This window comes from Paenibacillus camerounensis (genome assembly GCF_000723885.1).
In the GTDB taxonomy this organism is placed as follows: domain Bacteria; phylum Bacillota; class Bacilli; order Paenibacillales; family Paenibacillaceae; genus Paenibacillus_AQ; species Paenibacillus_AQ camerounensis.
On record NZ_CCDG010000038.1, the window covers coordinates 55,025 to 69,789 of the forward strand.

12 protein-coding genes and 1 riboswitch are annotated in these 14,765 nt (G+C 52.6%); of the genes, 5 read left to right on the plus strand and 7 right to left on the minus strand.

Annotation, left to right across the window (positions count from 1 at the left end; translation table 11 throughout):
* Positions 1 to 38: 38 nt before the first annotated feature.
* A complete protein-coding gene (locus BN3772_RS14405; RefSeq protein WP_042181628.1) occupies positions 39 to 1,334 on the minus strand; it encodes a nucleobase:cation symporter-2 family protein in 1,296 nt (431 codons plus the stop codon).
* Positions 1,328 to 1,933, minus strand: coding sequence for a xanthine phosphoribosyltransferase (locus BN3772_RS14410; protein WP_042200241.1), 606 nt, complete (start codon positions 1,931 to 1,933; stop codon positions 1,328 to 1,330). Before BN3772_RS14410 ends, BN3772_RS14405 begins: the two co-directional genes overlap by 7 nt.
* Before the next feature lie 199 nt (positions 1,934 to 2,132).
* Positions 2,133 to 2,236, minus strand: a riboswitch (purine riboswitch).
* A 155-nt stretch (positions 2,237 to 2,391) separates the two neighbouring features.
* Here BN3772_RS14410 and BN3772_RS31045 point away from each other — a divergent pair.
* The 3 genes from BN3772_RS31045 to BN3772_RS14425 all read left to right on the plus strand — a co-directional run bounded on the left by BN3772_RS31045 (position 2,392) and on the right by BN3772_RS14425 (position 7,877).
* Positions 2,392 to 2,532 carry a hypothetical protein gene (locus BN3772_RS31045; RefSeq protein WP_209443654.1) on the plus strand — a complete coding sequence of 47 codons (141 nt, stop codon included), beginning with the start codon at positions 2,392 to 2,394 and terminating at the stop codon, positions 2,530 to 2,532.
* Positions 2,533 to 2,789: 257 nt separating this feature from the next.
* Positions 2,790 to 6,647 (plus strand): response regulator, encoded by a 3,858-nt coding sequence (locus BN3772_RS14420; protein WP_086074582.1) that lies wholly within the window; start codon positions 2,790 to 2,792, stop codon positions 6,645 to 6,647.
* 54 nt (positions 6,648 to 6,701) lie between these two features.
* Complete coding sequence (locus BN3772_RS14425) at positions 6,702 to 7,877, plus strand: ATP-binding response regulator (RefSeq protein ID WP_042200244.1); 1,176 nt, start codon at positions 6,702 to 6,704, stop codon at positions 7,875 to 7,877.
* A gap of 95 nt (positions 7,878 to 7,972) precedes the next feature.
* On the opposite strand, the gene BN3772_RS14430 is transcribed toward BN3772_RS14425, so the two are convergent.
* Both BN3772_RS14430 and greA read right to left on the minus strand, forming a co-directional pair.
* Positions 7,973 to 8,899: an AEC family transporter gene (locus tag BN3772_RS14430; protein WP_042200245.1), complete on the minus strand. Its 927-nt coding sequence runs from the start codon at positions 8,897 to 8,899 to the stop codon at positions 7,973 to 7,975.
* 179 nt (positions 8,900 to 9,078) lie between these two features.
* The gene (greA, locus tag BN3772_RS14435) at positions 9,079 to 9,558 is read right to left on the minus strand and encodes a transcription elongation factor GreA (RefSeq protein WP_042181636.1); all 480 of its coding nucleotides are present in this window, start codon (positions 9,556 to 9,558) and stop codon (positions 9,079 to 9,081) included.
* Between the two features lie 236 nt (positions 9,559 to 9,794).
* On the opposite strand from greA, the gene BN3772_RS14440 reads away from it, so the two are divergent.
* Positions 9,795 to 10,883, plus strand: coding sequence for an ATP-grasp domain-containing protein (locus tag BN3772_RS14440; protein WP_244444746.1), 1,089 nt, complete (start codon positions 9,795 to 9,797; stop codon positions 10,881 to 10,883).
* A 13-nt stretch (positions 10,884 to 10,896) separates the two neighbouring features.
* Positions 10,897 to 11,646, plus strand: a complete 750-nt coding sequence (locus BN3772_RS14445) for an esterase family protein (RefSeq protein WP_042200249.1) — start codon at positions 10,897 to 10,899, stop codon at positions 11,644 to 11,646.
* 66 nt (positions 11,647 to 11,712) lie between these two features.
* Here the strand turns inward: BN3772_RS14445 and BN3772_RS14450 are convergent, their stop codons facing one another.
* The 3 genes from BN3772_RS14450 to BN3772_RS14460 all read right to left on the minus strand — a co-directional run bounded on the left by BN3772_RS14450 (position 11,713) and on the right by BN3772_RS14460 (position 14,761).
* The gene (locus BN3772_RS14450) at positions 11,713 to 12,000 is read right to left on the minus strand and encodes a DUF6509 family protein (protein WP_042200251.1); all 288 of its coding nucleotides are present in this window, start codon (positions 11,998 to 12,000) and stop codon (positions 11,713 to 11,715) included.
* Positions 12,001 to 12,017: 17 nt separating this feature from the next.
* Positions 12,018 to 13,091: a dual-specificity RNA methyltransferase RlmN gene (gene rlmN, locus BN3772_RS14455; RefSeq protein ID WP_042200253.1), complete on the minus strand. Its 1,074-nt coding sequence runs from the start codon at positions 13,089 to 13,091 to the stop codon at positions 12,018 to 12,020.
* Between the two features lie 293 nt (positions 13,092 to 13,384).
* Entirely contained in the window at positions 13,385 to 14,761 is a 1,377-nt protein-coding gene (locus BN3772_RS14460; protein ID WP_052380508.1) for a polysaccharide deacetylase family protein, read from the minus strand.
* Positions 14,762 to 14,765 lie beyond the last annotated feature (4 nt).

Genomic DNA, 14,765 nt, shown 5'->3' on the forward strand with positions numbered 1-14,765 from the left:
CGGCGGTCTTACTTGTTATACCTTTGAACTGGTAAGTTTTATTTCATTTCCGGCGCCGGCGCTGCAGCAGCACCATCCTGTGATTTGGAGAGGAGGATGTTCAGGACAATCGCCGTCAGGGACCCGGAGACAATACCGTTCTGCAGCAGCATTCTGGCGAATTCCGGCAGCTGGTCGAACATGGAAGGCAGAACGGCCGAGCCGAGGCCCACGGCAATACTGCAGGCCGCAATCAGCAGATTGCCGTCCTTGCGCAGATCAACCTCGGACAGAATAGACATTCCGGAGGCCGCTACAGAACCAAACATAACGATCATCGCACCGCCCAGCACCGCATTAGGTACTACAGTAGTCAGGGAAGCAAGCTTGGGCAGAAGTCCCAGTACCACCATTATTCCTCCTGCTGCAAAGATGACATTGCGCGTCTTCACACGGGTCAGTGAGAGCAGCCCCACGTTCTGGGAGAACGCCGTATAAGGAAAGGCATTGAACAGGCCGCCCAGCATAATAGCAAGTCCTTCAGAGCGCAGCCCGTTCACAACCTGCCGGTTCTCTACTTTCTGGTCGGTGGCCTTGCCGACCGCAAAATATACGCCGGTCGATTCGACCATGGATACAATATTGACAATAATCATCGTGAAGATTGCCGTTACACTGAACTGCGGCCAGCCGAAGTAGAATGGCTGGGCGATGCTTACGTAAGATGCGGTACCGACAGCAGAGAAATCAACAATCCCCATAAAGTAGCCGATTGCGGTTCCGGCTACAAGACCGACCAGAACAGAAACGGAGCGCAGGAAGCCTGTCGCGAGCCGGTTCACCGCAAGGATAACCAGAAGCGTAATCAGGGCCAGCAGCAGATTGCGCGGCTGTCCGAAATCTGCGCTGCCCTGCCCGCCGGCCACATTGTTCATGGCTACAGGAATAAGCGACAGGCCGATTATCGTTACTACCGAACCGGTAACCACCGTGGGGAAAAACTTGAGCAGCCTGCCGTATACAGGGGCTGCCAGCACCACGAACAAGCCGGCAATAATGATCGCCCCATATGCGGTTGCGAGGTTCGAGCCTGAAGCGATGGCGATAATCGGGCTGACAGCAGTGAACGTACAGCCCAGTACTACCGGCAGGCCGCTGCCGAAGTATTTGCTGCCCATAACCTGAAGCAGCGTTGCCAGGCCGCAGGTGAACAGATCAGCGGCAATGAGATAGGCCATCTGCTCTGCGCTTAAATTCAACGCGCCTCCGACAACCAGCGGTACAATAACTGCTCCGGCATACATGGCCAGCACATGCTGCAGCCCCAGAGCGAATATCTTCTGCTTGCTTAACATCCTGCACTCTCCTTAATCAGCTCTTCATTTGCAATAAAGTGAACTTCTCCGGGGGCCATGGATGAGATTCTTGCCAGCGCATGCACGGCAATGCCTCTCTTCTCCAGCAGGCTCCGGCCTTCCTGAAAGCTCTTCTCGATTACGCAGCCTACGCCAAGCAGCTGCGCACCGGACTGCTCTACAATATCCGCCAGCCCGACCAGCGCGGCACCGGTGGCCAGAAAATCATCAACGATCAGCACCTTGTCCTCAGGCCCTAAATATTTCTGCGAAATACTGATTTGGTAGTCCTCCCCGCGGGTAAAAGAATGCACAGGGGCCGAATAGACATCTTCGGATAAGGTTACGGCCTTCTTTTTCTTTGCGTAAATAAAAGGAACCGAGAACGCAATTCCCGCTGCCATAGCGAATTGGATTCCGCTGGCCTCAACCGTGAGGATTTTGGTAACCGGCAAATGGCCGAATATTTCCTTGAACTCCTGTCCGGTCTGCAGGGCAAGCCCGGTATCGACCTGATGATTCAGGAAGGAATCCACCTTTAACACGGTATCTGACAGAATCAGGCCTTCTTTTCTAATACGTTCTTCTAATACTTTCATAACAGCAGCCTCTCTCCTTTAATGGTTGTTGCAGCTGGGTGAACGGCTGAAACAAAAAAAAGGACAGCTTCACTTGAACGTTTCTCTCAAGTGAAGCTGTCCTTCTGGGTTTTTGTCCCTAAGCGGTGTAACACATCAGCAGTGTCCGCATCGCTTGGACCAGCCTTCTGCCAGCATTGCAGCTGATGAAGCGGAACCCTAGATGCGCTATTTCACTCATAGTCGGATAGTTGCAGTGGTTATCCGGTAGAAACTTATGGGCCATATCCCCAAGATTATATGAGTTGTTATATGAATATCCGTATTTAAACCTTTGTATATCTTACACGCTCTGTACGATCCTTACAAGCCCCCTTTACTGAAAAAAACAGATGAATTTTGACAACTTTTCATGTAATTCATCCATTTTCATCCACACCGGCAGGCTATAGACATCCAAACCGGAAAGATTGATGCAGATGGCCAGGCAAAAAGACAGGATAACCGTTACCAGCCGTTCACTTCCGCTGTATAGCAAAGTCAGGGAAATCGTCATTGTAGTTAACAGCCAGACAGTAAAGCTGCCCAAAGGCAGCCGGAGGGACGAATTCTGCTATTGAGAGCCCCTATACCCGTCAGCAGCATGCGGTGGGCGGCGGTGCAGGCGGCCACGCTGTAAACAGCGGTCCGCTTAAGCGTAAAAGGGTACACCGGCGAAAGCGTTAATCAGACCGGACACAGACAAAAAGCTGTCATAAACAAACCAGATCATTAGGCTAATTTATGGTTAAACTGGTGTTTTCCCTGTGTTTCCTCTATCATCGCCCGTCTAATAAAAGTATACTTATAAAAACTAGCTAGATAAAGGCGGGCGAGCATGAAAATTAAGCAACAGATTGGGTTGGCAACTATAACTTCTACACTGCTGCTCAGCAGTATGATTACTATAGCAGTAGTCTCTCTTGAAGGATTACCTTTATATCTGTCCCTTGGCGCAGGTGCAGCAGGCATTCTGCTCTGCTTCTGCATGATGACACTGATACACCGCAATGTTACACGGGGTATTGAACAGATCCGGTCTATATCTGCAAATATTGCCGGAGACACGCTGGATGCCTCAGGAATAACTACGGGCAAGGATGAATTCGGGCAGCTGGCCCAGTCCTTTTACCGTCTGGGTGTTGATCTGCATCATAAGACCGCCGAGGAGCGTGTTCTGCGCCTGAAGGCAGAGGAGCAGGCCTGGATTAATACAGAGGTTTCAGAGATGGCGCTGCGCCTGCAGGGCTCCGTGCACCTGCAGACTGCAGCACGCATCTTCATCTCGCGGCTGTCAACGGCTGTCGGCGGAAGCTATGGCGCCATATACATGCTGCAGCATAACCGGCTGCAGTTCACGGCGGGCTATGCTTTTGACGAAGCATCCGTAAGCCGCGAACCGTTTGCGCTCGGCAGCGGGCTGGTTGGCCAATGTGCAGTTGACAAGCAGATGCTTATCCTGAACGATTTGCCTGATAATTATATAAGAGTTCATTCCGGGCTGGGGGAGACACTCCCCACTACACTAATTGTATTTCCGCTTGTGTATGAGGCCGAGGTTGTCGCTGTAATTGAGCTGGCCACCCTGAAGGTGCTTGGCGACAAAGAGCGGCAATTAATCGAGCGGACCAGCCAGAACATGGGCGTGCTGATCAACACTCTGGCCGATGTCGCCCGGATTGAGGAGCTGCTGAATCATACACAGCTGCAGAAGGAAGAGCTTGAAGCGCAGACAGAAGAGCTGCAGGCACAGACCCAGGAGCTGGAGGCGCAGACGGAGGAGCTTCGGGCACAGACAGATGAACTGGCTGCGTCCAACAGCAATCTGCAGCACCAGATGGAGCTGACAGCACAGCAGAAGCTGGAGATTGAGGCTCAGGCTGATGAGCTGCTCGCACAGACGGAGGAGCTGGCAGCTTCCAACCAGGATCTGCTGGTACAGATGAAGCTTACTGCACAGCAGAAAGACGAAATCAAGGTTCAGGCGGACGAGCTGCTCGCACAAACCGAAGAGCTGCAGGACCAGAAGGAACAGCTTCAGGCTCAGGCCCAGGAGCTGCTTGCACAGACCGAGGAGCTCTCGGTCTCTAATGAGAATTTGCAGCTCCAGATGGAGCTGACTGCACGGCAGAAGTCGGAGATCGAGGCTCAGGCCGATGAACTGCTGGCACAGACGGAGGAGCTGGCAGCCTCCAACCAGGATCTGCAGGTACAGATGAAGCTTACTGCACAGCAGAAAGAGGAAATTCAGGAGCAGGCAGACGAGCTGCTCGCACAGACGGAAGAGCTGCAGAACCAGAAAGAGCAGCTCCAGGCACAGGCTCAGGAGCTGGAAGAGCAGACGGAAGAACTGCTCACGCAAACGGAGGAGCTTGCTACCTCCAACAGCAATCTGCAGGATCAGATGAAGCTCACTTCCCGGCAAAAAGAAGAGATTCAGAACCAGGCCAACGAGCTGCTTGCACAGACGAGTGAGCTGCAGGACCAGAAGGAGCAGCTGGAGGCCCAGGCCCAGGAGCTGTTTGCCCAGACCGAGGAGCTCGCTGTGTCCAATAAGAGCCTGCTCACCCAAATGGAGCTCACAGAGCAGCAGAAGGAAGAAATCAAGGTTCAGGCGGAAGAGATCTTTATGGCTGCCCAGTACAAGTCAGAATTCCTGGCCAATGTATCCCACGAGCTGCGGACACCGCTGAACAGCCTGCTGATCCTGTCACAGATTCTGTCCGAGAACAAAGAAGGTAATCTTGGTGCCAAGCAGTTGGAATATGTGCATACTATATTCTCAGCAGGCAAAGATCTGCTTCAGCTGATTGATGAAATTCTTGACCTGGCCAAGCTGGAGGTCGGTAAAATGACGGCTGTTATGGAGCCGGTGCCGGTTCATGATATCAGCAGCCATATCTACCGCCGGTTCGAGCAGCAGGCGAAAGCCAAGAATCTGCGCTTTGACGTACACTGTGACAGCAGGCTCCCTGAGCATCTGCTGACCGACGGTCACAGGCTACAGCAGATTCTGAACAATCTGCTCTCCAATGCCCTGAAGTTTACGCCGGAGCACGGCTCCATCTCCCTGTCGATCCGGACAAGCGGCAATGAAATCATCTTCGCTGTGAGCGATACCGGGATCGGCATCGCCCCCTCCAAGCTGGATAGTATCTTCGATGCCTTCCAGCAGGCCGACGGCACAACCAGCCGCAAATACGGGGGTACAGGCCTCGGCCTGACTATCTGCCGTGAGCTGGCTGGAATGCTGGGCGGAAGAATCGAGGTGGATTCGGTTGAAGGCAAGGGAAGCACCTTCTCCCTGACTCTTCCTGTGGAGCTTCCGGATGAGGTAGCCTTATCCAAGGCTCCGTCCGTTTTTGCGGCAGCTGCGAACGAAAGTCTTGCGCCGGTTAAACACACAGCAGTTAAAGAGCATCCTTCATTCCGCGAATCCTTTGTTCCCGATATTTCAATTTCCAATCCGAAGCTGCTGCAGTTTGCAGAGATGGATGATGACCGGAATAACCTCGGAAACGGGGATACGCTGCTGCTGATCATTGAGGAGGATGCCGAGTTTGCGGCAATTCTGCTTAATCTTGCCCGCAGCAGAGGCTTCAAGGCCATCGTAGCCTTCCAGGGCGATCAGGGCCTTGCCCTCGCTTATGCCTACAAGCCTGATGCTATCCTGCTCGACCTGCATCTGCCTGTGCTTGACGGCTGGGCGATCATCAGCCGGCTGAAGAGCCGGCCGGAGCTGCGCCACATTCCGGTCCATGTTATATCTACTGCCGAAGAGAACCAGCAGAGTCTGGCGATGGGCGCCCTCTCCTTCTGGAAGAAGCCGAGCGACGAGTCGGAGCTGGAAACAGCCTTCCTGCAGATCGAGACCTATATCCGCCGTCCGGTGAAGAGCCTGCTGATCGTGGAAGACAATCAGCTGCTGCGCAGCAGTCTGGTCGAATTCATTGCCCATCCGGATGTACGCGTTGTTGCCGTCGGCACAGGACGTGAAGCCCTCGAGCAGCTAAGCAGCCATCACTTTGATTGCATGGTGCTTGACCTCGGGTTGTCCGATATCAGCGGCTTCGACCTAATGGAGCAGATCAAGACCAACCGCAAGCTGCAGACACTGCCGGTTATCATCTATACAGGCAAGGATCTCAGTAAATCTGATGAGCAGCGCCTGAAGCATTATGCCGAAAGTATTGTAATTAAGAATGTGCGCTCCATGGAACGGCTCTATGATGAAACTGCACTGTACCTGCACCGCAGGCATGCCGACCTGCCTCTGGACAAGCAGCAGCTGATAGAGAAGCTGCATAACCCGGAAGCTGCCTTTGCCGGTAAGCAGATTCTGCTGGTCGATGATGATATGCGTAATATTTTTGCTTTATCGAGTGTACTTGAGGGTTATAATATGGATATCAGCTTTGCCCAGAACGGCCTTGAAGCATTGGCGCATCTGGAGAAGCATCCGGAGACGCAGCTTGTATTCATGGACATCATGATGCCGGAAATGGACGGATATGAGACGATGAAGCGGATCCGGCAGAATCCGGAATATGATCATATCGTCATCATCGCCCTGACTGCCCGTGCGCTGGAAGAGGACCGCACCAAATGCCTCCAGGCAGGGGCATCCGATTATATCTCGAAGCCGATTAATACAACGCAGCTGGTCACCGTCCTGAAGGTATGGTTAATCCAATAGCTTTTCATTATCACCATTTGTCACTTTCTATTTTATTGTGCCCCGGGAGGAACTATGGATTATCCTGTTAATATTTTGGTTGTAGATGATCGTCCCGATGAATTCCTCTCTGTTCAAGCCCTGCTTACGGATAAACCATACCGGCTGGTTCATGCCACGTCAGGAATGGATGCCTTAAAGTATTTGCTGGAGCAAGAGTTTGCCCTGATTATTATGGATGTCCTGATGCCGGATATGACCGGCTTTGAAACAGCCAAACGGATCAAGATGCGCCAGAAATCCAAGGATATTCCGATTATCTTTTTGACCTCGCTCACGTCGGAGCTGGAGAATTATATGATGGCCTATACGGCCGGAGCAATTGATTACCTGACTAAGCCGTTTCATCCCCTGGTGCTGAAGAGCAAGATTGACGGTTTCGTCCGTATGTTCCAGAACCGCAAGGAGCTGCAGCTTAAGACGCAGGAGCTGGAGTCGGCCAACACCGTTCTTACCGAGCTGAAGGAAACCGCCGAGGTCGCACTCCGGATTAAGAGCGGCTTCCTCGCCATGATGAGCCACGAAATCCGGACGCCGCTGAACGGGATTATCGCGATGTCTGATGTACTGCGGACCTCGGACCTGTCCTCCGGCGATCAGGAAATGGCCGATATCATCCATACCAGCGGCCACGCGCTGCTGTCGGTGATCAATCATATTCTGGACTTCACCAAAATTGAATCCGGCAAAATGGAGCTTGACTACGAGCTGTTTAATCTGCAATCCTGCCTTAAAGAAACGCTCGACCTGTTCAGAGCACTGGCCATGGAGCGCAGACTGGAGCTGGAAATGGTCATCGACTCCAATATTCCTGCCTTGCTGGTCGGAGATTCGAACCGCCTAAGACAGGTGCTTAACAACCTGATCGGCAATGCGGTCAAATTCACAGCCAGCGGCAGCATCAAAGTGACCGTCCGGCTCAGACAGGCGATGGACGGTGTGCTGCAGCTGGAGTTCATAGTCGAAGATACCGGCATAGGCATTCCAGACGATAAAATGATGTATTTATTCCAGCCCTTTACCCAGATCGATGCAACCATTACCCGGAACTTCGGCGGGACCGGGCTCGGCCTGTCCATCTGCAAAATGCTTGTTGAGCTGATGGGCGGCACCATCTATGCCAGAACAGGCATGGAGCAGGGGGCTGCTTTTGTGTTTACCATCCAGGTCACGGAGGGCACACCGGACTAGGATGGATTAACTCCTCCCCAAACAAAACCGCAAGTTCTCCATGAAGGGGAGCTTGCGGTTTTATTTGGACCCGGGCTGCCCGGATTCTAAATGGGTCAGCTGCCAACCGCCGTAATCAGCACCGGCAGCACCAGGAAGGAAGCCAGCGTAGTCCAGACGATGCAGCGCGATACCAGTGAGGGCGAGCTGCCAAACCGTTCGGCCAATACAACGGAGTTGACGGCGACCGGCATGGAGGCCAGAACCAGCAGCACTGAGAACAGGGTGCCGGAGATATTAAGCAGCAGCAGAACCAGCAGGGCAATCAGCGGTGACAGCAGCAGACGGACAGACAGGCCTGTCCAGAAGGCCAGCTGCACATTGCGTTCGGTATGTCCGGCTCTCACCCTGACCATCTGGGCACCGAGAATCGCCAGCACCACCGGCGAATACGCTCCTGCTACCATAGATACTCCTGAAGCCAGCTCCTGCGGCAGCTGCAGACCCAGCCCCCGCAGCAGCAGGGCTAGCAGCGCCGCATAGACAGCCGGCAGGGCGAAGACCGACTTCACTGCGCTTTTCACATTGAACTGTGACCGGGCTGCAAAGTAGACGCCGATTGTATTCACAATAACCATCTGGACGATAACATAGACCGAAGCCTTATCAAGCCCCAGCTGGCCGAAGGCCAGCAGAACAAGCGGCAGCCCGTAATTGACGCTATTCGTAAAGGTGGAAATCAGGGTCAGTCCGGCTGCCTCCGGCGGAGCCAGCTTCAGCAGCTTGCCGAGCACAACCGATACAAGCCACAGGAGCAGCAGATTTAGCAGCGCGAAGGCAATTGTCTGATATACATCGCCAAAGGAAATCTCGGCATTAGCGAGCGTATCAAGTATGATCGCCGGGGTCAGAAAGTATAGATAAAGTGTCAGCAGAGGTTTTGTATCCAGATTTTTATAGCGGGCCAGAAGCGCCCCTGCGGTAACAGGGATGGCCAGCGGCACAATAACCTCCAGTAAAGTCGATAATACCTGCTGTATCAAGGGACAGGACTCCTCTATTCAATAGTTAATCCCTACTATACCCCCGGATGAAGGCAGCGTCTAAGATTTGGAAGCAATATGCTTAATAGACACTGCCTATGGAGAGACTTCGTATTATAGGCGGACGAGCACATAAAAAATCCCTGTCCCCGGAACCGGGAAACAGGGATTTCTAGTCATTAGTCTGCTTTGATCTCCAAAAGCTCATATTTGATGACGCCCATTGGAGCATTAACACTGATAATGTCGCCTACCTTTTTGCCGAGCAGCTCTTTGCCCAGGGGGCTTTCATACGAAATCTTGTTTTCCAGTACATCAGCCTCGGCCGGGCCGACTACTCTGTATTCAATCTTTTCGGCGAATTCCATATCATTAAGAATAACAATAGTGCCCACGCTCACTGTGCTGAGATCCATGCTGCTGGCATCGACAACCTGTGCCTTTATCAGCATTTTCTCCAGGATCATAATGCGGGTCTCCATGAAGGACTGGTCTTCCTTGGCCGAGTGATACTCACTGTTCTCCTTAAGGTCACCATAGCTGATTGCCAGCTTAAGGCGGGCTGCAAGCTCTTTACGTCCTGGTCCCTTCAGCTCTCTGAGCTCTTCCTCAAGCTTGGCCAAACCTTCCTTGGTCAAGAATACTTCTTCATTAGACATGATCACAACTCCTATTTTTACCTGCTTTATTGTATTCTACCCTATATTTGAGTTCTGTAAAAGGATTGACGAAAAGCGGCGCAGCTGGTAGATTAGATTAAATTAATCACACGAATTGACTCGGAATTACATTTTAGCCAAAGGGGCTGGTCACCATTAACTTTATTTTCTTCTCCCCGCATTTCCCTAAGAACAGTGCTGATTTCTGTATTCAGCTGCAGCGCCGGGGGGTATTCGTGCTCGGGATCGGCGACGCCGAATATGACCATTTGGAGGACAGGCTGCAGCTCGCGCTAACGGAATACTATAAGGTATCGGACCTTGAGAATTACGAAGAAATTCTGCGGGCCGTCGGCTATTTCACCCACAAATACGGCAAGATCGACCGGTTTGAGTCGCTGAATGAATACTGGCTGGAGCAGGATGCCGCGATCCGGACTGATTTTAACATCTACGGCACCAAAAACGATTTCGTCCAGAACCTGAAGCAGAAGTCCAGAATGAAGGAATTTTTCCGCAAAAGCGGGGTAAGCACCGTTCAATTCTCGACCGGAACCACCCGGGAAAGCGTGGATGAATTCATAAAGAGCGCCGGATTCCCGCTCGTGGTCAAGCCCGACCTCGGCTCAGGCGCCAGCAACACCTATAAGATTAGTAACGAAGCTGAGCTGCAGCACTTTTTTGATAACAAGCCGGCGGATGTCCCGTTCATTATTGAAGAATTTATCGACGGGGTGATTCTCACCTATGACGGTCTGGTTGACAGTAACGGAGAAGTCCGGTTTGCCGTCAGCCACCTGTTCGAGAACAGCGTTATGGAGGTCGTCAACACAGACAACCACCTGTATTATTTCTGCCTGAAGGACATCAGTCCTGAGGTTGAGGAGGCCGGGCGGAGCATTCTGCAGGCTTTTGACATCAGGGAGCGGTTCTTCCATATCGAGCTGTTCAAATCGAACAAGGATGGCCGGATCATTGCGCTCGAAGTCAATATGCGGCCGCCCGGTGCCTGGATGACGGATGCCATTAACTACTCCTATGATGTTGATGTGTACAAGGAATGGGCCGGAATGGTAGCTAGTAATGAGGTCGGCGGTCCGCATGAAGGCAAGTATTACACCGGCTATGCCAGCCGCAAGCGCCACAAGCATTACACCCATAGCCATGAAGACATTTACCGTACCTATGGAGACAAAATCGTGAATTACGCCGAGATTGAGGAAGTGTTCAGCAGAGCGATGGGCAACAGCGCTTATCAGTTCCGCTCCCCGGACCTTGAGACTGTCAGAGAAATCGTGAAATATATACAACAAGAAGAAGGATAGGATGTGTTAACGGATGAGGACAAGCTACCGCAAGGAATACAGCCGTCACCTGAACAGGGACATGGAGTATAAAGTATACGGCCACGCCGGCAAACCGATGCTTGTCTTCCCCACCTCGCTCGGCCGGTTCTACCAGTATGAGGACTCCGGGATGATTGCGACACTCTCCGGGTTCATTGAAGCCGGCAAGCTGCAGATCTGGGCCTGCGACAGCATCGATGAGGAGACGTTTTTCTCCTCCCACTGGAATCATGAAGATAAGGCAATCCGGCATGAGCAGTATGACAAATACATCACGCAGGAGCTCATACCCGGCATTCTTCAGGAGAGCAAATGGAATAACGGCGGGCATGACCAGAAAATCCTGATTTCAGGCTGCTCGATGGGCGCCTATTACAGCGGCAGCTTCTTTTTCCGATATCCGCACTACTTCGATACCCTGATTGCCCTGAGCGGCGTCTATTCCACTTCTTATTTCTTCGGTGATTATATGAGCGAGAACGTCTATCTCAATTCTCCGCTCCACTATCTGCCGAATCTGGCGGATGAGCATTACCTGAACGAGTACCGCAGCAGCAGAATCATCCTCTGTGTCGGCCAGGGTGCTTATGAAGATGAGATGCTGCATGAAACCCGGCTGATTCAGGAGCTGCTGCAGAATAAAGGTATTCCGGCGCAGGTCGATTACTGGGGGCATGATGTGAATCATGACTGGGACTGGTGGAATAAGCAGATTCATCATTATATGAGCGGTGTTCTGTAAAAAAAGAACAGCGAAAAGCCCCGGGGCACTTAGCTCCGGGGCTGTAAGATTTAATACGGTATGCAGTTACTCTGGCAGATGCTCTTTGCAGAACTCTGTCAGCTCAGCTTCCTCTTCATCCTCCAGGTCGAACTCCAGCAGCCTGCCGGTTGTTGTCTCCAGCAGATCGTAAGTGACCAGCACCGCTTCACCCGCTTCTGCTTTGACTACTGCCCGTACCGATACTCCGTTCTCTTCGTACAGCTCATCCTCTTCCGGAATATCCAGATTAATGACGAACTCATACCGCATCCCGCTCAGAATACCAAATGGATCTTTGATATTCTCGACTGTGTAGCTTGTAAATGTCAGCACAAACGAACCTTCTTTCTTTAGATAGCTTCTTGGTTTTTTTTGATCTGCTTGCTGCGCAGCTGCCCGCAGGCGGCGTCGATATCCACTCCATGCTCCAGCCGGGTGCTGACGCTGACTCCCTGCTTCTTGAGGGTGTCAAAGAAGGCGCGCACCACTTCCCGGTCAGTCCGCTGGTACTGGCTATGCTCATCGACCGGATTATAAGGGATCAGATTGACATTGACCAGCTGACGGCGGTGTTCGCCGATCAGCTCAGCCAGCTCCAGCGCATGCTCATGCTGGTCGTTGATATCCTTCAGCAGAATATATTCCAGCGTAATCCGCCGGTTCGTCTTCTCCAGATAATAATCAATAGCAGGCATCAGCTTCTCAAGCGGAATGGCGCGGTTGATCTTCATAATCGAGGTCCGCAGCTCGTTATTCGGCGCATGGAGCGAAATCGCCAGATTCACCTGGGTGTTGGCATCAGCGAATTCTCTGATTTTGCCGGCGAGGCCGCTTGTCGATACCGTGATACCCTTCCCGGCGATTGCCAGCCCCTTATGATCCTTAACTGTAGTCAGGAAGTTCAGAAGGTGCGTAAAGTTATCAAACGGCTCGCCGATTCCCATCACCACCACATGGCTGACCCGCTGGCCCAGGCCGGCCTGATCCAGGTGCAGCTGAACCTTCATAATCTGCTCGACAATCTCACCGCTCGACAGGTCACGGCTCTTCGCCAGCAGCCCGCTCGCACAGAAGCTGCAGCCAATGTTGCAGCCGACCTGAGTGGTCACGCATACAGACAGTCCGTATTTCTGGCGCATCAGTACAGTTTCAATCAGGTTGCCGTCATTCAGGCGGAACAGGAACTTAATTGTTCCGTCAGCCGACTCCTGCTTCACATGCTCTTCCATAGTCTGAAACACAAAATGCTCGGACAGCAGCTGGACACATTCCTTGTTCGCCTCTGTCATCTCAGCAAAATCCGTAACCCGCTTGCGGTATACATATTCCCAAACCTTGGCGGCGCGGGATTTCTTGTGCCCGTGCTCCAGCAGCCAGGAAGACAACGCTTCTAAAGTTAATCCATAAATGGATTGTTTGTTCATGGTTTACCTCTTTTCAAAGCATTAAAGTGCAATCTGTTCTAACTTTCCATTCTAACTTTCACAGCCCATCATGCCAACAACAAATATCTTCTCATTCTCTCAAATTTTACGTATTAAAACAAGAGGAATCCGCCGTTCAGCAGCTCCAATTGCAATATTACACAAAGCTTTCACAACCAGGACTGTAGAGCCCGGCCTCCGCTGTTATGCATCTGTACGACAAACCAAACAGCGCCCCCTTCCGGTGCTGCGGGGACGCTGGTAAGGCTGATTATTCAGTTGTGAATCCGCTGCTATTTAAAGACGGCAAATTTCAGTCCCCGTCCCTTTAGATAGCCAATAATTTCCGGAAGCGCCTGAACGGTAATCTGCTTCTCATGCAGCAGATAGATGCCTCCCGAAGGATCCGTCCTGTAAAAATAATCAAGAATGGCCTCCTTGCTCCCGGCCTTCCAGTCCTCCGGGTCTCGGTTCCAGAGCAGCACCTTGAGCTGCTGCCTGCCAGCCTCCTCGGCCAGCGCCCGGTTCACCGCTCCATAAGGCGGACGGAAAATGGTGACTGGCGCAGTGACAAGCTGCTCCAGTGACCGGTTCGCCCGCTCCAGATTGCTCCGGTTCTCCTCCGGCGAATTAGCCGTCATATCACTGTGATCCCAGGAATGATTCCCCACCGGCATTCCATGCTCCCCGGCATAGCGGACCGCACCGGGATAACGGCTGATATTCCGGCCTATGAACAGAAAATTCGCCGCGAGCCCTTCCTTCGCCAGGATATCTACCAGCTGTTCGGTATATGGGGAAGGGCCGTCATCAAAGGAGAGGGCAACATAGCCCTCCGGCAGGCTGTATTCATAGCGGTCCCCGGACAGCTCAATTGTCTCATACAGCGGCTGCGGCTGAGCGGCCAGCTCCACTGGTACCGGAACAGGCCGGGCCGGCTGGCTCTGATTCGCGGGCAGCTGTAATCCGGCTGAGTCTGCTGGATTAGGTATTCCTGCTAGCCTGTGCATGGAATCCGGATCTGTATTTAGAGCCGCAGCAGCGCTGCCAGTACCCGCCGCCCTCCTTGTGTCTCCCGTCTGGACACTCGCTGAAGCCCTGTCTGTCTTCGCGCTATCCTCTTTGGCTTCAGCACTGTTTGCAAACAGCCACGTCTCCCCTCCGTCCATACGCAGCAGGAGCAGAGCCAGCACAAAGCCGAACAGCAGGCCGCGCAGCAGCACCGTCCGTTTATATTTAAGTCCCGATAATGCTGCCCGCTTATGTACTGAGGGTACTGAGATGTTGCGGATATTCTCCCCGGCCTCCTGCCGTGCTGCCTGCAGAGAGGGGGAATCTTCTTGTTCCTTCAGCGCACGCAGCTGCTCCCCGTAGCTCTCTGAGCAGTCAAAGTACAGGGTTTCGCTGAAGGTGTCCCGCATCCGGACCAGACTGCTGAAGTATGTATGGCGGAAAGGGTCCCATTTCATAGATAAAGACAGGCGCACCTTATGCCCGCTTAGGGGGACGAGCGCAGCGATTTGCAGATATGTATGTTCATCTATGCTGAGTATATGTCTTGTGCAGCCGTCCGGGCGGGTTATTCCCACCTCTAATTGACAGCCTCCGTCCCGGCTTCTGAGCGCCAGCAGTTCGACCAGCAGACCAGAATGATTATTATGTACAGCCATACCG

Coding starts and splice junctions, on each gene's coding strand:
- BN3772_RS14405 (WP_042181628.1), bottom strand. CDS start 1,334: ATGTTAAGCAAGCAGAAGATATTCGCTCTGGGGCTGCAGCATGTGCTG.
- BN3772_RS14410 (WP_042200241.1), bottom strand. CDS start 1,933: ATGAAAGTATTAGAAGAACGTATTAGAAAAGAAGGCCTGATTCTGTCA.
- BN3772_RS31045 (WP_209443654.1), top strand. CDS start 2,392: ATGGCCAGGCAAAAAGACAGGATAACCGTTACCAGCCGTTCACTTCCG.
- BN3772_RS14420 (WP_086074582.1), top strand. CDS start 2,790: ATGAAAATTAAGCAACAGATTGGGTTGGCAACTATAACTTCTACACTG.
- BN3772_RS14425 (WP_042200244.1), top strand. CDS start 6,702: ATGGATTATCCTGTTAATATTTTGGTTGTAGATGATCGTCCCGATGAA.
- greA (WP_042181636.1), bottom strand. CDS start 9,558: ATGTCTAATGAAGAAGTATTCTTGACCAAGGAAGGTTTGGCCAAGCTT.
- BN3772_RS14445 (WP_042200249.1), top strand. CDS start 10,897: ATGAGGACAAGCTACCGCAAGGAATACAGCCGTCACCTGAACAGGGAC.
- rlmN (WP_042200253.1), bottom strand. CDS start 13,091: ATGAACAAACAATCCATTTATGGATTAACTTTAGAAGCGTTGTCTTCC.
- BN3772_RS14460 (WP_052380508.1), bottom strand. CDS start 14,761: ATGGCTGTACATAATAATCATTCTGGTCTGCTGGTCGAACTGCTGGCG.